This window comes from Paenibacillus sp. Lou8.1 (genome assembly GCF_024213565.1).
Taxonomy (GTDB): Bacteria; Bacillota; Bacilli; order Paenibacillales; family Paenibacillaceae; genus Paenibacillus; species Paenibacillus polymyxa_B.
On sequence record NZ_JANAVN010000015.1, the window covers coordinates 59,927 to 85,250 of the forward strand.

Consider the following 25,324-nt stretch of genomic DNA (forward strand, 5'->3'; position numbering starts at 1 on the left):
TAAAAACAGAAAAGAAATTTTCCTCATTGCAGCTACACCATCCTTTTTTAAGTTAAATCCCGACAATCCGACTATACATATTTTTTAGTAATTGGTAAATAGTTCTTTTTATCTGTTTATTTATAGCATCTAAGCTAAATATTTTATATTTTATTTTTGTGCAGCCATGTAAAAATAGTTCGTAAGAACGCAAAAAGCCGTGATACCCCGTCGGCACCCCGGCTATAATGCATTTATCTAGCTCCAAACAAAACAAAAACCCCTGTGTCACAAGGGTTCCGAACTTCTTAAAACAGTAAGCGGGTGATGGGAATCGAACCCACGCTATCAGCTTGGAAGGCTGAAGTTCTACCATTGAACTACACCCGCATTTATAACATCTCGATTCTTATGTATGACACGCTTAACCTATCGTCAACCAGCTGAATCAGGATGTTATTTAGTATAACTTACCTTTCAGCAAAATGCAAGCATACTACATACTATCCTGAGCCAGCCAATTCATAGGTTTACGTAAAAACAATTTTTCAAAAACTTCTGCAGGAATGGGGCGACTAAAGTAATATCCCTGACCTTCATGACAATCCTGTGCCTGCAAAAAATGAAGCTGCTCCTCATTTTCCACTCCTTCAGCCGTAACCTTCAGCTTCAAATGGTGAGCCATGGAGGCAATAGTAGATACAATTGCCGCATTTTTGCTGTCGACCAGTACCTCATTTACAAAGGAACGGTCAATTTTTAGACGATCAATCGGGAGATTCTTCAAATAATGCAATGAGCTATAGCCAGTTCCAAAATCATCAATACTGATTGCGACACCAATAGCCTTTATTTTTTTTAACTGTTCAAAGGCCCGATCCTTATCAAAGGTCATACTTTCGGTAATCTCAAGCTCTAGATAGCGTGCTTCAAGTTCCGTATAGGTCAAAATGTCCCGAATGACATCCACCAGCTTTTTTTGCTGAAATTGGCGCATGGATAAATTGACCGAAATCGGGATGGGTGGGTACCCGAGCTCCTGCCATTGCTTATTTTGCAGACAGGCCTCCCTTAACACCCACTCCCCCAAGGGCACAATTAAACCACTTTCTTCAGCCACCGGAATAAAATCGCCCGGCATCACCATCCCACGATGAGGATGATTCCATCGCACCAGCGCCTCCAAACTCGTTAGCTCGCCACTTTGCAGGTGGACACGTGGTTGATATACCAATGAAAATTCCTCATTTTCAAGCGCTCGCCGCAGATCATTTTCCAGTTGGAGTCTTTCATGCGCTCGCATCTGCATCGCGCTAGCATACCGCTGAAAATTCACTCCCTGCTCTTTGGCACTATGGACAGCCGTATCCGCCTGCTGAATAAGCTGTTCGCTCTGATTCGCATCCAACGGGTATAAAGCTATACCAACACTCACCATCACATGATAGGATTCGCCATTAATATCGAAAGGCTGATCGAACAGCTTCACCATATCATCAATACGATTTCTCATAGCATCTGTATCTTCGTATCCCGTTAGAAGAAAGGCAAATTCATCTCCGCCCATGCTAAAGACAGCTTCCCCTTCATGGCTAAAATGCCCCAAGCGTTCGCCTACCGCATACAGCAAATAATTCCCTGCCATATGTCCAAGCGAATCATTAATCGCCTTGAAACGATCAATATTTAGCACTAAAAGCGCTACTGTCTCATCCGATTTCAATGATTTGCGCAATATTTTATCTAAGCGTTGGGAAAGGCGACGACGATTGGGGAGTCCTGTTATATCATCATTATAGGCAATGTGATTAAACTCAGATTCTGCTGCTTGCTTTTCACGATAAGGAACCAGAACCATCAACCGAACCAGCCCGCTCAACATATTATAAAATGCTACCGCGTTGGTCAAAAGTCCCAAAAGGTGATTAATATCGCTCATTTGCTCAGAAAATAAATAGAACAACTGACTCACAACACACAGCCCAATCCCACGAACAATAAGCAACATGCCCAACTCCGCCGGGCGGGCTTTCCGATATTTTCGCACCCCGAAAATAAAAGTGAGCACAAGCAGTAACATGACAGCCAGATTTAATGTCCAGCCGAAGTTGCCTATTTCGTATCGTATACGTAGATCCGGTAAGTCTGCACCAAATGTCTTAATAACTCCTAGAATCAGCAAAGTGCAGCCTATCCCTGCCCACAAAGCCACTGTCTTGTATTCAGACTTCGTCTTGCTAAACGGGAGGAAACAAACACATAAGAGCAAGACAGAAGTAACGGCACGATTTACAAATAGCAGCCATAACGAAATGCCCGGAGACAAAGCAAAGTCCGTCAGGCTTACGAAACTAAACGAAACAATATGAACAAGGTAAAGCAGACCAGCCACCAAAAACGTCGGGGCAATAAAAAGTCTCTGCAAGGATAACTGTTCCAGTAAAACGGACCAGGACTGATAAAAAATAGAAAAACAAATCGCAGCACAGGAAAATCCTACAATCGGATATAACAAGAAAAAAACATTATGGGAGTATATCTTATTCAAAGTTACGTGAAATAACTGAACCAAGACAAACAAAACTATCGAAGCAATGCCGATACCTATCGTTTTTTTTACTTCCAGCCGTATACTCATTCAGCCTCTTCAGCCCCCTGCATATCGGAGATTCCGATCATCTAAGACGTTTGACAGCTTTGGAAGCCGTTGTTTAAGTCTATAGTATCAAAAATAATGTTGTATTCTGGTATATAATAGCATTTAATCTGTGAAAGGTGAATCATTTTTTTGTCTTAAATTCATGAATTCATTTTCGCATTTACGCAAATAACCGAGCTTACAGCACCAAAAAAGCGCATCATCTTGTCAGATAATGCGCTTCAGACAACCTTTTCCAAAAAGGTGATACCTATACCCCAACGCTGCACAACATAAAAGAAATAGTATGTACAGGACCCCTCTGCGAAAACCTCCCCATATTAAACTACAGGAAGCGTGATTTTGAATTGTGTGCCACTTCCATGTTTACTGTCTACATGTATGAAGCCTCCGTGATTTTTGATAATTCGATAGCTCACAGCCAATCCCAATCCGGTTCCACTTTCTTTTGTTGTAAAAAAAGGATCAAATAAACGCGCCAATGTATTGTGATCCATACCTAATCCGTTATCTTCAATACAAATGTGGACATAATTACCCTCAAGCACTGTATGGATATCGATGAAGCCCTCTCGTTCCCCACTGATGCTTTCAATGGCATCCATCGCATTTTTAATCATATTGAGGATAACCTGCTTAATCTGCTTCACATCAATGGAAACCTTCATGAGCTCATCATTTTCGTCCAATGCAATCTGGCAACCCTTCATTAATGCTTCGCTTTCTGTCAGCATCACTACCTCTTTCAGCAAGCCCATCACAGATACAGCTGTTTTTTGCGGAGCCGAAGGCTTGGACGAATTTAAGAACTCATAAATAATGTCGTTCGCACGATCAATCTCTGTTAATATAATGCGGGCATACTCGTCCCTGCCCAACTCCACCAAATGTGGCCGAAGCAATTGAATAAAGCCCCGAATTGCGGTAAGCGGGTTACGGATTTCATGGGCGATAGAGGCAGAGATGCGTCCCAGCATCGCCAGCTTATCGTTTTGATACGCCGTCTGCTCAATCTGCTTATAATCCGACACATCCTTGACGCTAAACAAAAAATCCCCATCCATCTGATCACCATAGGTCACTGTTATCAACCAATGCCGACCATACTCATCAATCAACTCGTGATAGCGCTTTCTATGAAAGATAGTTTCTTTATAAATCCGCATGATTTTCTTCTTCTTAAACCGACTTAACTCAGGATGATGCAAAATTTGCATCAAATTGCGACCTGCTAGCGAACTCCGTGGTAGCTCCAGCAATTTCGCCATTTGCACGTTAATAAAGGTCAGTACCCCGTCACTGTCAAACAGCATGATACCACTATCCAGGTTCTCCAGCACATTTTCATACTTGTTATTGGCGATCTGTGTGGAAGGACAAGCTCCCACGGTATCAAGCAAGGCTTCTTGGAATTCACTGATCATGCCAGGCTTCCCCCTTGTTTCGGAATGACAAACTGGCCGTTTCGGACGCGTAATAATCTTGAAGAAGAGAAAGGCATCTATCGACTACCCTTCAATGATGTAGAAAACAGTTTCACAGAAATCCGACCATCTCTTTCCAATTCGAGTCTTATTTTATGATAGACAAGATTAAGGATCGCAGTCAATCGGAAAAAGTGTCGAATCCAAATTTTTATCCTGTTTTCTTTCGTCATAATATCTGCGCAACATTACCAAAATGAAAGATTACGTTATGAACAAGCGCCCTACACACCAAAGAAGCTCTCCAGAATTGAGAGCTTCTTTGGTGTGTAGGATGTCAACTGCCGCTCTTATTATGTTGAAGCCGGGATCGTCTTTGGCTCATAACGGCCAGTCTTCTCTTAAGCTCTCCCTGCCATTTTTCATCATTCATCTGTTTGGCTACCATCAATAAATCCAGAGATATATCAATTTGACGCTTCACAATTTCAAAGGCATCTTCACTTTCACGATTCACACAATTTTCAAATATCGTATCATCGTCTTCCATGACATAATCCTGAAAATCAATCTCGGTTGCCCCATCTCCATGTGCATATTCAGCCAGAATTTCATACTCATTTTCGACTTTATAATGAACTTCAATGCGACGACATACCGGGCAAAACAGCAAAGGAACATTATGAACTTGGGTGCGGTAATGCTTCAGCGTTCCCTTGGTTCCTACCATGCTTGCTCCACAGCAATAACTCATCCGGGCTCAGCCTCCTCTGAACAAAACCTGTTCTGCCTTGTTTATCTTCTACAATACCTTATTCGCTTTCATCAGGCAAAATTCCTCCAGAACACAACAACATTTCCATAATTATTTGTTACTTCACTCTATATTGTCTCATTTAAACAGGATATCCTCACATCTTGCGCTGCACAGAGCAGGCAAGCAAGCCCCCAATAACGGCAGAGTAACCGCTAGTTGGGGGCTTGCTTGTTTAATTTCAACTTGTGAAGCTTATATTACAGATTTTGATCGCCTGGTTTCCAGTTCATTGGGCACAAGCCACCGGATTGCAAAGCTTGCAGTACACGCAAAGTTTCTTCCACACTGCGGCCTACGTCGTTGTGGTTAACCACTTGATATTTCAATTCGCCTTCTGGATCAATGATGAACAAGCCGCGCAATGCAACGCCTTCTTCTTCGATCAGAACGCCATAATCGCTTGCTGTTTTCTTCGTGATGTCAGAAGCCAATGGGAAGTTCAGTTTGCCCAGACCATTGTTTTCTTTAGCTGTGTTGATCCATGCTTTGTGGCTGTGCACGGAGTCTACACTGATACCCAGAATTTCAGTATCCAGCTCTTTGAATTGGTCAGCAGCATCGCTCAACGCTGTAATTTCCGTAGGGCACACAAAAGTGAAATCCAGTGGATAGAAGAAAAATACGAGCCACTTGCCACGGTAATCGGAAAGCTTCACCGAACCAAATTCTTGACCGTCTCCAGTCACTGTTTCCAATGCAAAATCAGGGGCGGGTCTTCCTACCAATCTTTCTGCCATAATAATGAAATCCTCCTTTAAAATATGTAAGAAAAACACCGAATGTGTTTTCCTCAATCATCTGTATTGTAATGAACAACTTACTTGATAAATGTTATCATTCACTGAAATCAAAGTCAACATTATAACCATTACTTTTTTATAATTATTTTAAACTAGCTTAAAAATTCACGCTTTATTCACATTTTGAACTTTTGAATATACAAGTAGCTCCTGATTGCTCAGGAGCTACTGTGCTAAACATTTGTCGAAAAGGCTGTACTGTATAACCTTACTATATAATAGGAAGCTTTTTTTTCAGAACAGGTGATTTACGGAGCTTTTAACGAATAGCTGCTGCGATCAGATCGCCCATTTGAGTTGTCGAGATCGCTTGAGATTTTTCCACCGCAATATCCGCCGTACGGTGCCCTGCATCCAATACCTCAGCTACCGCTTTCTCAATGGCATCAGCTGCCTTCTCGTACCCGAAGGTGAGACGGAACATCAAAGCAACGGACAAAATCGTTGCGATGGGATTCGCCAGCCCTTGACCTGCAATGTCAGGCGCCGAGCCATGTACCGGCTCGTATAGGCCGAAGCTGCCTTCTCCAAGTGATGCGGAGGAGAGCATGCCGATGGATCCGGTCAGCATAGCCGCTTCATCACTGAGAATGTCACCAAACATATTTTCCGTCACGATGACGTCAAAGCTAGATGGACGACGCAGCAATTGCATGGCGCAGTTATCAACCAATACATGCTCCAGCTCGACATCCGGGTAGTCTACAGCAACCCGGTTAACGACTTCACGCCATAAACGGGAGGTTTCCAGTACATTAGCCTTATCCACCGATGCAAGTTTCTTGCGACGTTTTTGTGCAATTTCGAAAGATTGGCGCACTATACGCTCTACTTCTGTTACATTATATGCACAAGTATCGACTGCTTCCTCACCCTGAGGACTTTCTCGTCTGAACTTCTCACCGAAATAAATGCCGCCCGTCAGTTCGCGCACCACGATCAGGTCCGTTCCTTCCAACACTTCCGGTTTCAATGTAGATGCGTCCTTGAGACAGTCAAAGACGACAGCAGGACGAAGATTCGAAAACAGACCGAGCTCTTTACGAATGCCCAGCAGTCCAGTTTCAGGACGAAGTTCTTTTGGATTGTTGTCCCATTGTGGTCCTCCTACCGCTCCCAGCAGAACGGCATCTGCAGATTGACATACTGCCAGTGTTTCTTCCGGCAATGGTGTGCCCTTCTTATCAATCGCAATCCCGCCGAACAGCGCATGCTCCGTTTCAAATGAAAGGCCGAACACTTCTTCCGTACGTTTCAAAATTTTCTCTGCCTCTGCGACCACTTCAGGTCCAATTCCATCTCCCGCTATTACCGCAATCTTTTTAACGTCTGCCATCACGTACACTCCTCTTGTTATACGGCTATACAACCGTATTTTTCATACCTTCTTTGTAACATACATGGCAGGACTTTGACCAAGATATAGAATCTATCAATTCAATAGGCACAGCCTATAAGCTGATTTTTTCATCAGAGAAAAAAGAAAACAGGACCGGAAACATCCGATCCTGTATATATCCAACTCTTAAGTCCGATAAAATTAAGATTTATAATCTACGCGATTACTGTAGTTTTTACGCTTGTCGATCAAACCATTTAGCGCATCTACGTAAGCCCGAGCACTTGCTTCCAGAATATCGGTACTTACCCCGCGTCCCTGCACAGACAGTCCGTTTTGCGTCAGCACTACATGGACTTCACCCAGGGCGTCCTTACCATGGGTAACTGACTTGATGGAGTAATCTGAAAGTACAACGCTTTCGCTGCTGGCTTGGTCAATCGCATTGTAGATCGCATCGACTGAACCATTTCCTTCAGCTTCTGTCTCGATAACCTGACCTTCATCGTTAACCAGACGTACTTGTGCGGAAGGCGTAGCCTTGTTCCCGTAGGTAACAAAAATGGTTTCCAGCTTGAAGACTTCAGGTGCATCGGCCAATTTTTCTTCCAGCAATGCCAAAATATCATCGTCCGAAACTTCCTTCTTCTTATCAGCCAGATCCTTGAACTGCCCAAAAGCGCGATTCAGATCTTCTTCGTTCAATTCGTAGCCCAACTCGATCAAACGCTCACGGAAAGCATGCCGTCCTGAATGCTTGCCCAGTACCAGCTTGCTTTCTTTCAGACCGATACTTTCTGGTGTCATGATTTCATAAGTCGTTTTCTCTTTCAACATGCCGTCTTGATGAATACCTGATTCGTGCGCAAAAGCATTGGCTCCAACAATCGCCTTGTTGCCCGGCACTACCATCCCCGTCAAACGGCTAACCAAACGGCTCGTACGCGCAATTTCAGACAATTGCAGAGATGTTTTGGCCTGAAAAAATTCTTGTCTCGTCTCCAGTGCCATGGCGATTTCCTCAATGGCCGTGTTTCCAGCGCGTTCACCAATACCGTTAATGGTTCCCTCGATCTGATCCGCACCGTTCAGGATGGCAGCGAGTGTATTAGCAGTAGCCATTCCCAGGTCATTGTGGCAATGTGCACTCAATTGAATCTTCTCCACATCGACCACATTTTCCTTAATGTGTTTGAATATATTTCCATACTCGTAGGGGGTCAAGTAACCTACCGTATCTGGAATGTTGACGACAGAAGCCCCTTCTTGTACAGCCATGGTAACCATTTCAACCACAAAATCAAGCTCTGTACGACCTGCATCCTCCAAAGAAAACTCCACTTTAGGCAAATATTTCAACCCATAGCGTATGGCAGCACGAGCAGTTTCCAAGACCTGTGCCTTCTCCATCCGCAGCTTATGCTGACGGTGAATAGGAGAAGTTGCCAAGAAGATATGGATACACGGGTCCTGAGCTCCCTTGAGTGCCTCGCGAACCGCATCAATATCCTGTTCCCTTGCACGCGAAAGACCAATAACCGTCGAATTTTTCACAGCTTTTGCTACTGCATTAACAGCCGCCAGATCACCCGGAGAAGCAGCCGGGAACCCAGCCTCCATACGATCGATTCCCAGCTTCTCCAACTGATGAGCGATCTCCACTTTCTCACGAGTATTCAAGTTCACGCCAGGTGACTGTTCTCCGTCTCTCAACGTTGTGTCAAATATATATATTTTGCGCAACCTAACGCACCTCCTCAGGATTAGGACCCTTAAATTACAATGCGGCTCACGCAATAAGCAGGGCCGCATTGTAATTAATATTTATAAATAATTCATGTTGTCGAGTTCATAGTACAAAAGATTATTACTTTTTGATCCAATGCATCATTTCACGCAATTGTCCGCCCACCACTTCAATCGGATGGTTAGCTTCATTACGACGAGTAGCCGTCAGGAATGCACGTCCAGATTGATTTTCAAGGATGAAGTCACGAGCAAATTTACCTTGTTGAATGTCAGTCAATACATCCTTCATGGCTTTCTTCGTATCTTCCGTTACCACGCGTGGTCCAGTTACATAATCGCCATATTCCGCTGTATTACTGATGGAATCACGCATCGTTGCCAATCCACCTTCATACATCAAGTCAACGATCAGCTTAAGCTCATGCAAGCATTCAAAGTATGCCATCTCAGGAGCATAACCTGCTTCAGTCAATGTTTCAAAGCCCGCTTTTACGAGTGCGCTCACGCCGCCACACAATACCGCCTGCTCACCGAACAGATCCGTCTCCGTTTCTTCACGGAAGGAGGTTTCAATTACGCCCGCACGTGTACAGCCAATGCCTTTTGCGTATGCAAGACCGATTTCTTTGGCTTGACCCGTTGCGTCCTGCTCAATTGCGATCAACCCCGGTACTCCAAACCCTTCTACATAGGTACGACGTACCATATGTCCTGGGGATTTTGGAGCAACCAGCAATACATCGCTATCTTTAGGAGCTACGATTTGTCCAAAATGAACGTTGAAACCATGGGAGAACAAAAGAGCTGCGCCTTTTTTCAGGTTAGGTTCAATTTCATTTTTGTATACAGAAGCTTGAGTTTCATCAGGTAACAAAATTTGAACCACATCTGCACGGCTTGTTGCATCAGCTACGTTCAGAACTTCAAAACCGTCGTTTCTTGCGACATCAGCTGATTTGCCTTCACGCAAACCAATAACAACATTCACACCACTGTCACGCAAGTTTTGTGCTTGAGCATGTCCTTGGCTACCGTAACCAATAACGGCTACTGTCTTTCCTTTCAATACGCTGAGTTCTGCATCTTTTTCGTAGTACGTTGTAACTGCCATGGTTAATTTCCTCCTTTTAATTGGACCCTTCATAATGAGCGGGTACCCCAAGAGACTTTCCCTCGTGCTCAGTATCCAAAAATCTCTTCGAGCTCCCGCTCTTATGCGGGCGGTTCTTTATTGATGTAATGCGCTATAAGCGGTAATTCGTTAAAGCTTCATATTAAGCATTGCCACGTATCATAGCTGTAACCCCGGTTCGAGTCAACTCCCGAATACCGTAAGGCTTCAACAACTCGATCATGGCATCAATTTTTTCTGTATCGCCAATGACCTGTACGATCAAGCTCGTCGTTCCAACATCAATTACAGCTGCTCTGAATGTTTCTACCACACCCATGATCTCTGGCCGCTGAGGCGGTTCTGCCTTTACCTTTATCATCGCCAATTCCCGAGCTACCATCGGCTTGGAACTGAGATCGATGACCTTGATCACATCAACCAGCTTGTAAAGCTGCTTTTCAATCTGCTCCAAGTTGTTCTCATCCCCTACAGTCACAATGACCATACGGGATAATCCAACTTCTTCCGATTGTCCCACAGTTATGCTCTCAATGTTAAAGCCTCGGCGACCGAACAGGCCGGACACACGTTGCAAAACGCCGGGTTGATCATTTACCAGTACAGCAATGGTATTTTTTGTTGTCATTTTACTCGTCCCCCATCAGCATTTGATCAATTGTCGAACCTTGCGTCACCATTGGATATACATTCTCTTCCTTGCTGACTACAAACTCGACAACGACCGGTCCGGGTGTATCAAGCGCCTCCTGCCAAGCCCGACGTGCCTCTTCCTTATTCGTAGCACGCAGTCCTTTGACTCCGTATGCTTCGGCAAGTTTCACAAAATCCGGACTTCCAGCCAGGTCAATGTGACTATACCGATTGTTATAGATCAATTCCTGCCATTGGCGAACCATTCCAAGAACCTGGTTGTTGATAATTACGATTTTAACCGGAATGTTATTGATTGCACAGATGGCTAATTCCTGCGAACACATCTGCATACCGCCGTCCCCGTTAATCGATATTACCAATCTGTCGGGATTGGCCATCTGAGCACCGATTGCAGAAGGGAAACCAAATCCCATCGTACCGAGTCCACCAGAGGTGACCCATGAACGTGGCTGATTGAATTTGTAATACTGAGCTGCCCACATTTGATGCTGTCCCACGTCCGTCGTTACGATTGCGCCGCCCTTGGTCGTTTCATCCAACAACTCAACAACCCATTGTGGTTTAAGCACCGTTTCAGAATCCTTATATGAATAAGGTTTCTCTTTCTTCCAATGCTGAATTTGCGCTCTCCATGCATCAGCTCGATCCGCACGTTTCACATCCTGATTCAGCAATTCCAGCACTGCCTTCACGTCACCCACGATAGGAATATCTGCTGCAACATTTTTTCCAATTTCAGCAGGGTCGATATCAATGTGGACGATTTTAGCTTGAGGAGCAAACCCATCCAACTTGCCTGTTACCCGATCATCGAAGCGGGCTCCGATACAGATCAACAGATCTGACTGTTGAATCGCTTGATTGGAGGTGTATGTTCCATGCATCCCCGGCATCCCCGTCCACAGTTCATGTCCACTTGGGAAACCACCCAATCCGAGCAATGTTGTCGTAATAGGAATTTCCGTTTTACGAACAAACTCGTAAAGCGCTTCATGTCCACCGGAGTATACAACTCCTCCACCTGCCAGAATGAATGGACGTTCTGCTTCGGAAATAGCTTGAGTTAGCTTGTCTAGTTGAATTTTGTTGGGTATCACTTTCGGGTTATAACCCCGCATGGTCACAGGTTCCGTTTGTGGAACAAACAACGTCTGGGCTGCAGAAATATCCTTCGGAATATCAATCAGCACCGGTCCCTTGCGCCCTGTGTTGGCAATATGAAATGCCTCATGGATGATTCGCGGCAGATCCTCCACATCTCTTACCAGATAGCTGTGCTTCGTAATCGGCATTGTAATTCCCGTGATATCGGCTTCCTGGAAAGCATCCGTACCGATCAGGGAAGATATAACGTTACCCGTGATGACCACTAACGGCACCGAATCCATAAAAGCCGTCGCAATACCAGTTACCAGGTTTGTCGCTCCAGGTCCGGAAGTCGCGATACAGACACCCACTTTACCGCTCGCCCGTGCATAACCATCTGCCGCATGAATAGCTCCTTGCTCGTGACGAGTGAGGACATGCTTGAAATCCTTAAAGCCATACATGGCATCATAGATATAAAGCACTGCACCACCAGGATATCCGAAGACACAATCTACTCCCTCCAGCAACAGGCTACGGAGTAAAATTTCCGAACCTGTAATCACTTCAGGCTTCATCCACTTTTCACGTAATTCATTGGTTGACCTAACTTCAGGAATTTGTGCACTCATTGGTCATCCTCCTTTACAAAATTTACATACATCTGACATTTGTAAAAACAAAAAAACCTTTCATCCCTAGAACAGACTTGCTGTTACTGAGGGACGAAAGGCTGTAGCTTCCGTGGTACCACCCGTGTTTGCCCGATATTTCGCAATATCGAACCTTGGCAGGTACAGAAATCACAAAGGATCTCCATATCTGGCGTCTGTAACGTAGACCGTACGATTTTCCCTAATAGGTGATTCAGCGCACCGTTAATATCATCGGGCCCAAATACTTTTCAGGAAAACAGCTCCAAGGTGAGCTCGTTAAAAAGGGATTTTGGTGAAGCTTGCAGCTAATGCCTCACTCTCTGAACAAAAGAGCCCTAATCACTTCGTCCTCTTCATTGCCGTTGAGTTCATGTCATTCTTTCAAATGTTTAGACACATTATATGTCTCTCATCTGGGATAGTCAATACCCATATTTCATAAAAATTCATGTTTCTTTTCTGAAGCACCTCAGAGTCGCACGCTTGTAAGAGGTACCCGCATATTATAAAAAAGACCACACGGTGAGACAGTGCACTCCTCCAAAGCCACGTCTTATCTTGTTAAAAGGGTAGAAAAGGAGGCCCGTTTATGATTCGAAAACGCAGCTATCAAGATGACACCATTATCTTTCGTCTCATCGAGCAAGAGCTTGTCCCCCTATCGCATTTAAGTGCCCAAGAAATGGAACAAATACGCAAAGAATTACCCCGGCGCTTAAACCGGGGCATCACTTTTGTAGCTTGCAGACCGGATAATGCACAGGTTGTTGGCTTCATTCATGTTATGCTGCATGGCGAACTATTATACATTGATTTGATCGCAATCTCTTCAGCTCATCAAGGTATGCGATACGGAAAAAAACTGCTGGAGCATGCCGAACACTACGGACGACTTCGTCGCTGCAAGCGGGCTAAAGTTATGGTGGACGAAGACAATATTAGGGGGATCCATTTTTATCTGCGTCATCAATATCAAATGCTGCGCTACGTAGCTCTGAGCCGATGCCACGAACTCGAAAAGTCACTGTAAAAAGTATCTTTTTCGAGCTCAAGATTTTGTATGACTAAAATAAATTAGGGTAATACGGATATCCTACTCCGGGGTACCCCCCGTCTGTATACGGGCCTGGCTGCGGACCATATCCTGGTCCTCCATAACCTGGACCGTAGCCACCATATCCCCCACCATAGGCACCAATGTATGGAGCTGTGCCGATGGCAAGCAAGTCAAACAGCACCAGAGGAATAATCGCCTTCGTGTTTACTTTTTTCTTGCGGTTTGGTTGAAGAACCAGTCGGTTACCCGAAATGCGAATCAGCTTGCCGCTGACCTGGGAACCATCCTTGCGAGTAGCAAAGATGACTTTGCCAACAAGCTTCTCCACCTGCTTTCTGGTTACTGCCTGTTTCATCGTATTTCCTCCTTCTTTCTCAACGGATGGACAGATTGAACGGCTCCTTGATAGCTCATCACCACCACAAAATAGACCGGAGCTGACAGGGGCCGAGCGTCCCGTCCAATCTGCATAGCACAGTCTATTCCATTCATGCCAGTGGCGTATGTTTAAATGCCTGCACAATATAAAAAAATCTGGTACCTGCACATGCAGATACCAGATTTTTTATACACCAATGTACATTTTCAAAACATACACATCAGCTATTTATAAGTTTTAACGCTTGCTTGGATCATAAAGTTGACCCAAAGCGGCCGGAGCACGTGAACGTCCGACAGCCGCTACCAGTACAATAATCGTCAGGAGATATGGCAACATAAAAATAATTTCCTGGGGAATACTTTGGGACCATGCGAACAGCTGCACATAGTTGCGAATGGCTTGTGAAAAACCAAAAAACACTGCTGCGCCAAAAGCGCCGAGCGGATTCCATTTACCGAAAATCATAGCGGCAATAGCAATATATCCCTGTCCCGAAACTGTATTGTGCGAGAACATATTGGTTGTAGTCAGAGTGATTGTAGCCCCACCAATCCCAGCCAACGCCCCACTGATCATAACACCAATATACCGAAGACGATTTACTTTAATACCCACTGTATCGGCCGCTCCTGGATGCTCCCCAACGGAACGCAAACGCAAGCCAAACGGTGTTTTATACAAAGTAAAATAGCCAATAATAACTAATAGAATGGCTAAGTATGTCGTTGGATAGGCTTGGAAAAAGGCTTTTCCTGCAATCGGAATATCCACAAGGTAAGGGATGGATATTTCGTTGAAACCCTGAATCCGACCCGTGTCACCATCACCCTCAAATAAAAGCTTGACCATGTACAGTGTACTACCTGCTGCCAAAAAGTTGATAACTATACCACTTATTACCTGATCAGCTTTAAACGTAATAGAGGCTACAGCATGAATTAGCGAAACCAGAATACCGAACACCGCAGCTGACAGCACACCTACCCAAGCCGCAGAGGTGCCTCCTAGTCCAGCTTGCTCGGCATAAAATCCGCCAACACCCGCTGCAAACGCTCCAAATACCATAAGTCCTTCCAACCCGAGGTTCGTTACACCGGATTTTTCTGAAAAAACTCCGCCGAGAGACGCAAAAATAATCGCCGTCGCAAAAACGAGCGTTGTATGGATTAATTCACCAAGTGTTAACCAACTCATTTTACAACACCTTCTCTTTCTTCCGCTTGGAGTAGAGCGGCTTCACAACCCAACGTACAATACCTTGGGCCGCAATGAAGAAAATAATCGAGCCAATGACAACCCGGATAATTTCGGGCGGTACATCTGCGCTAAAGCTCATCCCCGCAGAACCATACGTAAGCGTTCCGAACAAAACAGAACCGAGCAGCACACCGAATGGGTTATTCATCCCAATCAGAGCTACAGCGATACCGTCAAAGCCGGTTCCCGGTGATCCTGCCATGACAGATTGATAATGGAATACTCCCAGTACTTCAAAGGCGCCTGCCAATCCGGCAAAAACTCCACTAATAAACATCGCTTTTATGATATTACGATTTACATTCATACCTGCATAGCGGGATGCATCCTGATTAAATCCGACAGCCCGAAGCTCATAGCCTTGCTTTGTTTTCCACATGAAAATGTAGAAAAAGACTGCCGCCAGCACTGCAATAACTGTACCCCAATGTACCCGAGCATTCCCCATCATCTGGGACAGCCATTCGATGGAAATTGAAGCAGAAGGCTGAATATCCACAGAACGATTTTCACCTTCCATAAGTGCGAACTGATTGATCACCAAATTAGCCAAATACAGACCGATCCAGTTCATCATAATACATGTAATAACTTCATTCACGCCTCGTTTGGCCTTCAAATAGCCAGCAATCGCAGCCCACAGACCTCCGAAAACTGCACCTGCAATCACAGCCAACGGTGCATGAATGATAGCTGGCAACCCATGGAGTTTAATGCCCACAATCGAAGCAGCTGTCATACCTACCAGAAACTGACCTTCGCCGCCAATATTAAACAATCCGGCGCGGGCCGCAAAAGCAAATGCCAACCCCGTTAAAACCAGCGGAGTCATCTCACGGATAGCCTCTCCAAAGTTATAAGAATCTCCGTAAACACGGCTAAACAAAGCAGAATAGGCCACAATAGGGTCATACCCGCCAATCAGCATCACAATAGCACCCAGAAGGAGACCCAAAATAATAGAGACCAGCGCCAGTACAAAGGAGTCTTTTGTGAATATTTTCAATAGATTAGCCATTCTCTACTCCTTTCTTCACTGCACTTCCTGCCATCATCAGTCCCAGTTCCTGGTCATTCGTTTCTTCTGGCAGCACTTCCCCGACAATCTTGCCCTCATAGATGACAGCAATTCGGTCGGATACATTCATAATCTCATCCAGTTCAAAAGATATGAGCAACACAGCTTTACCTTGGTCCCGCTGGGCAATCAGTTGTTTCTGGACAAATTCAATAGCTCCGACATCCAGACCGCGTGTAGGCTGTGCTGCAATGAGAAGGTCTGGATTTTTATCAATTTCACGCGCAATGATAGCCTTCTGCTGGTTCCCACCAGATAATGCTCTTGCCTTCGTGTGAATATCCGGTGTTCTTACATCAAACTTTTCGATAAGACTTTTGGCCTGTTTCTCTATAGCATCTTTGTTCAAGAAGCCATTTTTACTGTAAGGCGCCTGGTAATACGTCTCCAGTACCATATTTTCACTCATAGAAAAATCGAGCACCAGCCCATGCTTATGACGGTCTTCTGGTATATGGGAAACGCCTGCCTCTGAAATTTTGCGCGGTGGCTGATTGGCCACCTCTTGTCCGAGCAAACGAATGCTTCCGCCATCCACCTTGCGTAAGCCTGTCAAAGCTTCAATCAGCTCACTCTGTCCATTTCCATCTACTCCGGCAATCCCCAAAATCTCGCCCGCCTTGACCTGCAGGTTCAACTCATTTAGAACATTAATGCCATCCTTGTTTTTAGAAATTACATTGTTCATTTCCAGTACCGTTTGTCCTGGTTGCGCAAGCTGCTTGTCCACTTTAAAGGACACGCGACGGCCCACCATTTTCTCAGCCAGCTCATTTGGTGTTGTTTCAGACGTCTTGACCGTATCAATAACCTGACCTCGACGAATGATCGTAACGGTATCTGCAATTTGCATGATTTCTTTAAGTTTATGAGTAATAAGAATAATGGATTTGCCTTCAGCGACCAAGCGCTTCATAATGTCCAGCAACTCAGTGATCTCCTGCGGTGTCAGCACAGCTGTAGGCTCATCGAAAATCAGAATATCTGCACCGCGATAGAGCGTTTTGATAATTTCTACACGTTGCTGCATACCAACAGATATATCCTCAATTTTGGCATTCGGATTTACCTGAAGACCGTACTGCTCAGACAACCGCTGTACTTCTGCGGCAGCCTTTTTATAATTGATTTTCAGACCCTTACGTGGCTCCGAGCCCAGGACAATATTTTCGGTAACGGTAAACGGCTGTACGAGTTTAAAATGCTGATGCACCATGCCAATCCCCAGATCAATCGCCTTATTTGGACTATCAATCTGTACGGGTTTACCTCCGATTTCAATTGTCCCTTCATCCGGCTGATACAGTCCGAAAAGAATATTCATAAGCGTAGATTTACCCGCGCCATTCTCACCCAAAAGGGCATGAATTTCTCCCTTATGCAGCTTGATGCTGATGGAGTCGTTGGCAACGATGCCGGGGAATCGTTTTGTAATTTGCTTTAACTCAACGACGGGGGTCGCTGCATCCATGAGATCACCCTTATACACTTTATAGTATGTGCTCCAATGAGCTGATTTTGCCCGTTATAATCCATATAACTCCAGACGTAAGAACAAGGCTAGTCTTATGAACCAGCCTTGTCGCTACTTCTATGTTCTTCAAGTCAAAACTTATTTCGAAGGGACTGTAATTTCGCCCTTAATAATTTTTTGCTTGTATTGTTCTACAAGATCAAGCACGTCTTTAGGTACGTTTTTCGTTGATGTGTCTGCCAAACCAATACCATTATCCTTCAGAGCCAGTGTCTCGACACCACCCTTAAATTTACCATCAATTACTTCTTTAGATACGCGTTTTACAGCTTCATCTACACGTTTTACCATCGAAGTCAATGTTACGTCGTCACCAAACTCAAGCGATTGGTCTTTATCTACGCCAATAACCCATACTTGCTGGCCTTGTTGCTTACGTGCGAGTGCTTCATTAAATACACCTGTACCAGATCCGCCAGCTGCATGGAAAATAATATCCGCACCGCTGTTATAGATCGTCGCTGCTGCTGCTTTACCCAGGTCCGGCTTATCAAATGCACCTGTGTAGTTAACTTCCAATTTTGCATTTGGATTTACAGCTTTAATTCCTGCTTCGAATCCTTTTTCAAAACGTTTGATCAATGGGCTGTCTTGTCCACCCACAAAACCAATTTTGTTTGTTTTGGTAAGCTTACCAGCTACAACCCCCACCAAGAAGGAACCTTCATTTTCAGCAAAAACAACCGATTTTACGTTAGGCGCATCCACGACACTGTCAATGATCGCCAAATTCTTGCTTGGGTTGTCTTTCGCTACTTGTCCAATCGCATTCGCCAGATTAAAACCGATTCCCCAAGTCAGGTTAAAATCACCCTTAACAAATTGGTTCAGGTTAGGAATATAATCTTGATCGGACTTACTTTGCAGGTATTTAACTTTAACGCCCGATTCTTTCTCAGTGGCTTGTAGTGCCTCCCAAGCAGATTGGTTAAACGATTTGTCGTTTACTCCACCCACATCTGTAACCATGCCGATTTGGACATTCGATGTTTTGGCAGAACCACCTGTGTCTCCACCATTTGCGTTGGACGCACCTTGATTTTTGTTACCGCAGCCTGCGAGAATGACCGAGATCGCCAGCAGCATAACCAAAGACATACTGAACATTTTCTTCATGCTGATACTGTTCCCCCTTAGTGTTAGATCCCTGGACTGTCTCTTTTCTTTGAACATGTACATGCTCATGCATGTCATTTACTGACGAGACAGATCGTACAGAAGACTTACTTTAGAGATTATACAATTATGATCGGCTAAAATCTAGACAATTAATAACCTTGGGTCAATTTTTTTTAAAATCTCATCAATGTAAGCGTTACAAAGTTAAAAAAAACATACATTCTTCCATCTCACGTCATATTTATTCGTATTTTGGAGAAAACGAAGTCTTTTCCGTAACATTGAGTATGTACAAAAAAAGGCATCCCTACACAGCGTACTGCTTGGGATACCTTTTTACCGCTTTCGCGGTTTCCACGCCTTCATTATTAATAATTAAGCGTTGATTTTGCCTTTAGCAACAGTTGCCAAAGAGTTGAATGCATTAATATCATTGACTGCAAGATCAGCCAAGATTTTGCGGTTAATGTCCACACCAGCCAATTTCAGGCCGTGCATCAATTTGCTGTAAGACAAACCGTTCAAACGAGCTGCTGCATTGATACGCACGATCCACAGTCTGCGGAAGTTACGTTTCGTCTGACGACGGTCACGGTATGCGTAAACAAGCGATTTCATTACCTGCTCGTTAGCTGTTTTAAAAATGCGGTGTTTGGAACCAAAATAACCTTTAGCAAGCTTCAATACTTTTTTATGACGACGACGAACGACGAATCCGCCCTTTACTCTTGCCATATCAATAGACCTCCCAAATAATGTTTATACTTCATTCATTGCAGTGCTAGTGCTATTTCAGGTTAGCAAGACCTTGTTTCAGACGCTTAACGTCCCCAGGTGCCATCTCAGGGTTAGTACCCAGAACGCGTTTTGCACGTTTGGATTTGTGGGAAAGCAAATGGTTTTTGTAAGCTTTGTAACGCATTACTTTACCAGTACCGGTAATTTTGAAGCGGCCTTTAAGGCTGCTATGTGTTTTCATTTTAGGCATTGAACTTCCTCCTTAATTTGTCATTGACTCTTTGGAGCCAATATCATAATCATGCTGCGTCCTTCGAGCTTGGGTTGGCGCTCCACGGTACAAAGATCAGCAACTTCCAATTTCACACGTTCGAGAATTTTTTGACCCACATTAGCATGGGTAATTTCACGACCGCGGAAACGAACGGAGCATTTCACCTTGTCCCCTTCATTCAGGAACTTTACCACATTGCGAAACTTGGTTTGGTAGTCATGTTCCTCGATGTTGGAACGGAACCATACCTCTTTGATGTCAACGATCTTCTGGTTTTTACGGGCTTCCTTTTCTTTCTTCTGTTGCTCATAGCGGAATTTACCGTAATCCATAATCCGACACACGGGCGGCTTCGCTTGAGGCGCCACGTTTACGAGATCCAAGTTTGCGTCAATCGCCATTTGCAAAGCTTCACGCGTCGGTGTAATCCCGATTTGTTCCCCATTCGCACCAACTAGACGTACTTCTCTCACCCGAATCTCATCATTGATCATATGTTCCTTACTAATAACCCTCCACCTCCAGAACCTGTTATTGTTGTATTGTGTTTAAGCACAAAAAAGGGATGACGACTATACAGCCGACATCCCTGTCTGATACTCAATTCATCATGAAAGTTCAATTCACAAATCATTGGATCATGACCAGCCGGCAATACCGGGCAGGTGAGAAGTCGGACCTTCTACTTGTTAATCCATACTTTTCAATTAACATACTCGAATATCTTATCACGGTGCAATCGAGGTGTCAACACTTTAATGAAAAAATGAATGACACCGATCTTCAGTCCTATTTCACCGTCCAATTAACCTTGTTTGCTCTGAACCTCTTCCAGGCGAACGACACGCGTATGCTGGGTATGGCTCCATTGCTTGTTGTTCTGTGTGAAGAACGCATAGAACGTAATCGGATACCACGAGACCAGATATACCGGGAATAGCAGCAGGTACAGATATACTTTTTTGAACGTGACCTTTTCCAAAATCATCGCGATCACAAAGGTAGTAATATTCAGACCCACAGCTATAACACCAGTCCAAGCCGGGAATTGTACATAAATATTTTCGATATTAGGTCCACCAAATAACGCTATATCTATCCACATAGCTACTGTCATCAAGAAGGTGAGCAGTACGATATACACGTTTAGACCATAAAGAGCCATATCGAATTTAATCAGGCTTCTATGCTTGATACTTTGCCACAGCAACGGGAAGAAATAACGTCGAGCAACCGTGAAATGACCTTGCATCCAGCGCAGACGCTGTCTGGACGAAGCTTTGAATGTCAACGGCTTTTCATCATATACCTTGGCATCGTAATTAAATCTTGGATATACGTTGCGTTGTGTGCAGCGCATGGTGAATTCCAAATCCTCTACGAGACTTGTTGCACCCCAGCCCATTTCCTTAAGCAGATTTGTTTCAAAGCACATGCCTGTACCACCGAGGAAATTAGCCATGTTCAGATTGTGACGTGACAGCTGCCACAAACGGTTGATGTACCAATAAGATACCCCGTATGCCGCTGTAATCCAAGAATCCTCAGGATTCTTAGTATCAATGTACCCCTGAATAACACGGGCACCTGTGCACAGATCATTGTTCATTTCACTCAAGAAATTGGTATGCGCCAAATTGTCAGCATCAAACATGACAATGGCATCATATTGGCGCGGCATAGCCCATAATTCCTTGAGCATCCACTCAATAGCGTAGCCTTTACCACGCAGATTCGGATTCGTACGTTCACAAGCATTCATGCCGTGAGCGCGAACGATGTCCGCAGTCTTATCTGTACAGTTATCACAGATTACGAACACATCGTAAAGTTCCTTCGGATAATCAAGTTGCTTCAAATTTTCCATCAATGCTCCGACAACCTGTTCTTCATTGTGGGCAGCGACTAAAATGGCAAATGATTTTTCTGGAGCCGCGTGCTCTTTCCTTTTCTTGCGAACCAATCCGAACAAGGAGAATGCAAACTGATAGACTGCGATCACCGCCAGTATGACCTGGAGCGTCACGAAAATAGCGTCTAACATGATCTCTTGTTACCCCCTTTTTTATACCCCTTAAAATCTTGCGTTTGTTTGTTTTCTATCTGTGTAGCGCAAGTTGCGGCGCTTTGCGCGCGCCTTTTCTGTAGTTTTTGACCCGACCCTTGCTTTCTTCATTGGCTGTGCGCAGCCCCCTTTTGGCTGACACAGGAATGCCATTACGATTTTCGTTGGTTTTCAATCTTTTGTCAAAGCCCTTAAACCGGTCTCAGCAGCAAAAAAACACAACAAACTCCCGTTTGAACCGGGAATACGGCGCTGGTCTTCTCATTGATGACGCTTAGGTCTTATTTTCATCCATTTGCTAACTTTTTATTTCTTTGGTCCCTCCTTTTTGTGGGCCAATTAGCAACCACTTCTAAACACTCTATCTTATTAGACGGATGAACGCAAAGAAAGTTATACAATTTGGCTTATATTCCATTAACATTTTTGTGTAGAATTGAACCAAGTAAGTTTGAATCTTTAGTGATTCTTGAAATGAACAGCGTTTAAAAATATGATGAGAGCAAGAGAATAATTACTTATGGTCTGATTATGTCAAAATGACTCAAAATATTTGCCGACTGACCTGAACCGGCAACCGGAGGAAACCAAATGCAACGTCTAGTCGTAAAACTTGTAAATCTGGAGCAGCAGTTGTTCAAATGGATCAACGGACGCTTACACAACCGTTTTTTGAATTTCTGGCTTTATTATCTCACACATTTAGGCGGGGCTACCTTTACTATAGCCTCCACACTCCTTATTTGGTGGCTCGCTCCGAATCCGTGGAAAGATACCGGTATGAAGGGAGCCATCGCTCTCGGGGTCAGTCACATCCCCGTAGCTATCGTTAAAAAGCTGTACCCGCGGATTCGCCCGTATTTGGCGCTACCAGGTACAAATACATTCCGCAACCCCTTGTCGGACCATTCTTTTCCCTCAGGGCACACGACCGCTATTTTTTCAGCTACCGTGCCTTTTATGCTACAGTCACCGATGCTAACATTGCTGCTGTTGCCTGTAGCGACAATTGTTGGTTTTTCTCGAATTTATCTGGGTCTTCACTACCCAACGGATGTACTCGCAGGAGCGGTCATCGGAACGTCTGCAGCAATAGGAACGGTTGCATTCTGGCCTTAAAGCCGATATGGTATGATTGAGAACATCCCAGCAGGAACAGGTGAAATGAGAGTGGCTAAAAAACGAGTGTTATTATTATCGGAAGGTTTCGGTGCCGGACATACTCAAGCTGCCTACGCGCTCTCAAGCAGTTTGCGAAAGCTTTCTCCGAATGTGCAGACCAGAGTGCTGGAGCTGGGGAGTTTTTTGAATCCAAGAATGGCCCCGCTTATTATTACAGCATACAAGAAGACTGTTGTATCGCAGCCTCGTCTAGTCGGATTGGTTTACCGTCATCAGTACAAAAAATCATTAAACCGTCTTACAACGCTCGCTTTGCACCGTCTGTTCTACACGCAGACCCGAAACATTCTCCGGCAGCTTCGTCCCGATTTGGTGGTATGTACTCATCCCATCCCAAGCGCGGTAATTTCACGTTTGAAGCGCTTAGGCTTACATGTTCCGCTTTGTACTGTCATTACAGACTACGATGCACATGGAACATGGATTAGTCCCGAGGTTGACCGGTACTTTGTATCTACGCCTGAAGTCATGCGTAAGCTGCGCGCACGCGGAGTATCCGTCTCGAAAATCCAGGTGACCGGTATTCCCGTTCATCCAAATTTTTGGGAACATCCTGGGCACGATGAAATTAGAGAACAATTTGGACTTAAACCCATCCCGACCGTACTCGTTATGGGTGGCGGCTGGGGCCTTATGAATGACGAAGTCATACATCGTTCGCTTACTCAGTGGAGAGATAACATTCAATTTATTTTTTGTTTGGGGCATAATGATAAAATTCGTCGTAAAATGCAGTTGGATCCCAGGTTTAATCATCCAAATATTCATATCTTCGGATTTACACGGGAAATCGACAAATTAATGGAGGTATCGAATCTGCTCATCACCAAACCCGGCGGAATGACATGCACCGAGGGATTGGCCAAAGGGATTCCGATGCTGTTTCACAAACCTCTCCCTGGACAGGAGGAGGAAAATTGTCAATACTTTACGGCTCAAGGCTTCGGAGAACCGATTACTTCGCTGGATGTTGTCGTTAAATGGATGAACCGACTGCTACACGATTTTCCAGAAATCGTCCGTAAGCGGCAGGAGCACGTCCATAATGTAGCGCGATATTATCCTCTTCAGAGCGCACAGAGTATTTTGGATATACTGGAACCGAACAGGGTGCTTTCCTAATAAGGAAGCACCCTGTCTTATTTTATCCATTTGATCTGTTTTTATTTCCCGTACTTTTCAAGGCGTGTTTTTTCGTACTCTTTCAAAGCATCTTTGCCGATCAGCACCTCGACTCGATGAATATTCATACCTTTGCCCATAAACTTTTGTTCATATTCCGTCATGACATGCTCCTCGTTAATCCCCTCACGATGAAGGTTTAACGAAATATTCGTCATCTGCAAACCGCTATCGGCAAACGAATTCAGAGAAAACTCAAACAGTGTCTCCGAATCGGTCTTAAAATGAATTTGTCCTTTGCTGTTCAAAAGCTGACGGTACTTGTCCAAAAAACGCGGATGCGTCAAACGACGACGTGCATGTTTGGCTTTAGGCCAGGGATCACTAAAATTCAGATAAATGCGTTCAATCTCTCCTGGTTCAAAAACATTTTCGATCTGTTCGATGTTTGCCAGTGCCAATTTGATATTAGGCGGCGTATCAACCTCTGAATTACTCCAGGCCAGACGAGACTTTTCTGTTGCACGGCGAACCAGCTCATCATACATATCAAAGCCAATATAGTTAACCTCCGGATTCCGGAAGCTCATTTGGCTTATAAATTGCCCTTTACCCATACCGAACTCTACATGAATGGGACGATCATTACCAAAAAGCTGCTGCCATTTCCCCTTATACTGTGCTGGCTCCAAGATGACTAGGTCCTGCTGTTCTTCCAGACTTTCCCGAATTCCTTTTCTTCCGCGTAAACGCATGTTACTCCTCCATATACTCTGTTATCAAGGAAAAAGGAATTTCACCCCCGCTTGAAGATACGGAAATGAAATTCCTTTTTCAATATATTTGGATTGGGGTCCAACTAATTTAATTGTTCATAGTCTACCCCATCAGCAGGTGAAAAATCAATTGTCTTTTGGCAAGCCGCTCTGATTTTTTGACGTGCGGTCGTTCCAATCTGACGATCCTGCCCAAAACGGACACCAGTCAATGCCAACGCCTCATCAAAGGTTAACTCAACAGTAACTTTATCCATACGCGTCTTATCCTGCGCATTCATAAAAGATCACCTCACGGGTTATTTGTGATGGAACCGACGTGCACTTACCCTAAAACAGGCGATAGAAACAGCATAGCTGCCTCCCTGAAGAATAATCATTAGCAACGGATAACTTTTATCTTCAGGATCGAAAACAGTCCTTTTATTGTATGTCTGGTACC

General features: G+C 44.4%; 23 protein-coding genes and 1 tRNA gene. 3 read left to right on the plus strand and 21 right to left on the minus strand.

Annotated elements, in window-relative coordinates:
• Positions 1-298: 298 nt before the first annotated feature.
• The 10 genes from NLX78_RS20365 to ilvB all read right to left on the minus strand — a co-directional run bounded on the left by NLX78_RS20365 (position 299) and on the right by ilvB (position 12,274).
• Positions 299-369, minus strand: a tRNA-Gly gene (locus NLX78_RS20365).
• 106 nt (positions 370-475) lie between these two features.
• Positions 476-2,617 (minus strand): bifunctional diguanylate cyclase/phosphodiesterase, encoded by a 2,142-nt coding sequence (locus NLX78_RS20370; RefSeq protein WP_254351389.1) that lies wholly within the window; start codon positions 2,615-2,617, stop codon positions 476-478.
• Between the two features lie 341 nt (positions 2,618-2,958).
• The gene (locus NLX78_RS20375) at positions 2,959-4,062 is read right to left on the minus strand and encodes an ATP-binding protein (RefSeq protein ID WP_061829128.1); all 1,104 of its coding nucleotides are present in this window, start codon (positions 4,060-4,062) and stop codon (positions 2,959-2,961) included.
• Positions 4,063-4,399: 337 nt separating this feature from the next.
• Complete coding sequence (locus NLX78_RS20380) at positions 4,400-4,816, minus strand: hypothetical protein (RefSeq protein WP_013309391.1); 417 nt, start codon at positions 4,814-4,816, stop codon at positions 4,400-4,402.
• A 260-nt stretch (positions 4,817-5,076) separates the two neighbouring features.
• Complete coding sequence (locus NLX78_RS20385; RefSeq protein WP_023987763.1) at positions 5,077-5,616, minus strand: peroxiredoxin; 540 nt, start codon at positions 5,614-5,616, stop codon at positions 5,077-5,079.
• Positions 5,617-5,938: 322 nt separating this feature from the next.
• Positions 5,939-7,015: a 3-isopropylmalate dehydrogenase gene (gene leuB, locus NLX78_RS20390; protein WP_069291471.1), complete on the minus strand. Its 1,077-nt coding sequence runs from the start codon at positions 7,013-7,015 to the stop codon at positions 5,939-5,941.
• Positions 7,016-7,219: 204 nt separating this feature from the next.
• Positions 7,220-8,761 carry a 2-isopropylmalate synthase gene (locus NLX78_RS20395; RefSeq protein ID WP_025724101.1) on the minus strand — a complete coding sequence of 514 codons (1,542 nt, stop codon included), beginning with the start codon at positions 8,759-8,761 and terminating at the stop codon, positions 7,220-7,222.
• A gap of 124 nt (positions 8,762-8,885) precedes the next feature.
• A complete protein-coding gene (ilvC, locus tag NLX78_RS20400; RefSeq protein WP_013309387.1) occupies positions 8,886-9,878 on the minus strand; it encodes a ketol-acid reductoisomerase in 993 nt (330 codons plus the stop codon).
• A gap of 163 nt (positions 9,879-10,041) precedes the next feature.
• On the minus strand, positions 10,042-10,527 hold the full coding sequence (gene ilvN, locus NLX78_RS20405) for an acetolactate synthase small subunit (protein WP_023987760.1): 486 nt from the start codon (positions 10,525-10,527) through the stop codon (positions 10,042-10,044).
• Position 10,528: 1 nt separating this feature from the next.
• A complete protein-coding gene (gene ilvB / locus NLX78_RS20410) occupies positions 10,529-12,274 on the minus strand; it encodes a biosynthetic-type acetolactate synthase large subunit (protein WP_061829126.1) in 1,746 nt (581 codons plus the stop codon).
• Between the two features lie 613 nt (positions 12,275-12,887).
• On the opposite strand from ilvB, the gene NLX78_RS20415 reads away from it, so the two are divergent.
• Positions 12,888-13,328, plus strand: coding sequence for a GNAT family N-acetyltransferase (locus NLX78_RS20415; RefSeq protein ID WP_250267868.1), 441 nt, complete (start codon positions 12,888-12,890; stop codon positions 13,326-13,328).
• Between the two features lie 34 nt (positions 13,329-13,362).
• On the opposite strand, the gene NLX78_RS20420 is transcribed toward NLX78_RS20415, so the two are convergent.
• The 9 genes from NLX78_RS20420 to NLX78_RS20460 form a co-directional block, all read right to left on the minus strand.
• Complete coding sequence (locus NLX78_RS20420; RefSeq protein WP_023987757.1) at positions 13,363-13,710, minus strand: hypothetical protein; 348 nt, start codon at positions 13,708-13,710, stop codon at positions 13,363-13,365.
• A gap of 261 nt (positions 13,711-13,971) precedes the next feature.
• The gene (locus NLX78_RS20425) at positions 13,972-14,931 is read right to left on the minus strand and encodes an ABC transporter permease (protein WP_010349245.1); all 960 of its coding nucleotides are present in this window, start codon (positions 14,929-14,931) and stop codon (positions 13,972-13,974) included.
• A 1-nt stretch (position 14,932) separates the two neighbouring features.
• Positions 14,933-16,012, minus strand: a complete 1,080-nt coding sequence (locus NLX78_RS20430; protein ID WP_069291470.1) for an ABC transporter permease — start codon at positions 16,010-16,012, stop codon at positions 14,933-14,935.
• Entirely contained in the window at positions 16,005-17,543 is a 1,539-nt protein-coding gene (locus NLX78_RS20435; protein ID WP_023987756.1) for an ABC transporter ATP-binding protein, read from the minus strand. The genes NLX78_RS20430 and NLX78_RS20435 overlap by 8 nt, the downstream gene beginning before the upstream one ends.
• Positions 17,544-17,684: 141 nt before the next feature.
• A complete protein-coding gene (locus tag NLX78_RS20440) occupies positions 17,685-18,722 on the minus strand; it encodes a BMP family lipoprotein (RefSeq protein WP_061829124.1) in 1,038 nt (345 codons plus the stop codon).
• Positions 18,723-19,100: 378 nt separating this feature from the next.
• Positions 19,101-19,460: a 50S ribosomal protein L20 gene (rplT, locus tag NLX78_RS20445; protein ID WP_007429517.1), complete on the minus strand. Its 360-nt coding sequence runs from the start codon at positions 19,458-19,460 to the stop codon at positions 19,101-19,103.
• A gap of 52 nt (positions 19,461-19,512) precedes the next feature.
• Positions 19,513-19,713 carry a 50S ribosomal protein L35 gene (rpmI, locus tag NLX78_RS20450; RefSeq protein ID WP_013309379.1) on the minus strand — a complete coding sequence of 67 codons (201 nt, stop codon included), beginning with the start codon at positions 19,711-19,713 and terminating at the stop codon, positions 19,513-19,515.
• 20 nt (positions 19,714-19,733) lie between these two features.
• The gene (gene infC / locus NLX78_RS20455; protein WP_013309378.1) at positions 19,734-20,231 is read right to left on the minus strand and encodes a translation initiation factor IF-3; all 498 of its coding nucleotides are present in this window, start codon (positions 20,229-20,231) and stop codon (positions 19,734-19,736) included.
• Between the two features lie 311 nt (positions 20,232-20,542).
• Positions 20,543-21,781 (minus strand): glycosyltransferase family 2 protein, encoded by a 1,239-nt coding sequence (locus tag NLX78_RS20460; RefSeq protein ID WP_069291469.1) that lies wholly within the window; start codon positions 21,779-21,781, stop codon positions 20,543-20,545.
• Between the two features lie 612 nt (positions 21,782-22,393).
• Between NLX78_RS20460 and NLX78_RS20465 the strand changes: the two genes are divergently transcribed.
• Together NLX78_RS20465 and NLX78_RS20470 are read left to right on the plus strand one after the other, a co-directional pair.
• Positions 22,394-22,921, plus strand: coding sequence for a phosphatase PAP2 family protein (locus NLX78_RS20465; protein ID WP_061829122.1), 528 nt, complete (start codon positions 22,394-22,396; stop codon positions 22,919-22,921).
• Positions 22,922-22,972: 51 nt separating this feature from the next.
• Positions 22,973-24,106 (plus strand): MGDG synthase family glycosyltransferase, encoded by a 1,134-nt coding sequence (locus NLX78_RS20470; protein WP_414126425.1) that lies wholly within the window; start codon positions 22,973-22,975, stop codon positions 24,104-24,106.
• Between the two features lie 41 nt (positions 24,107-24,147).
• Here NLX78_RS20470 and trmB read toward each other — a convergent pair whose 3' ends face one another.
• Both trmB and NLX78_RS20480 read right to left on the minus strand, forming a co-directional pair.
• Entirely contained in the window at positions 24,148-24,861 is a 714-nt protein-coding gene (gene trmB / locus NLX78_RS20475) for a tRNA (guanosine(46)-N7)-methyltransferase TrmB (protein ID WP_250267865.1), read from the minus strand.
• 104 nt (positions 24,862-24,965) lie between these two features.
• Positions 24,966-25,163 (minus strand): hypothetical protein, encoded by a 198-nt coding sequence (locus tag NLX78_RS20480; RefSeq protein WP_013309373.1) that lies wholly within the window; start codon positions 25,161-25,163, stop codon positions 24,966-24,968.
• Between the last annotated feature and the right edge of the window lie 161 nt (positions 25,164-25,324).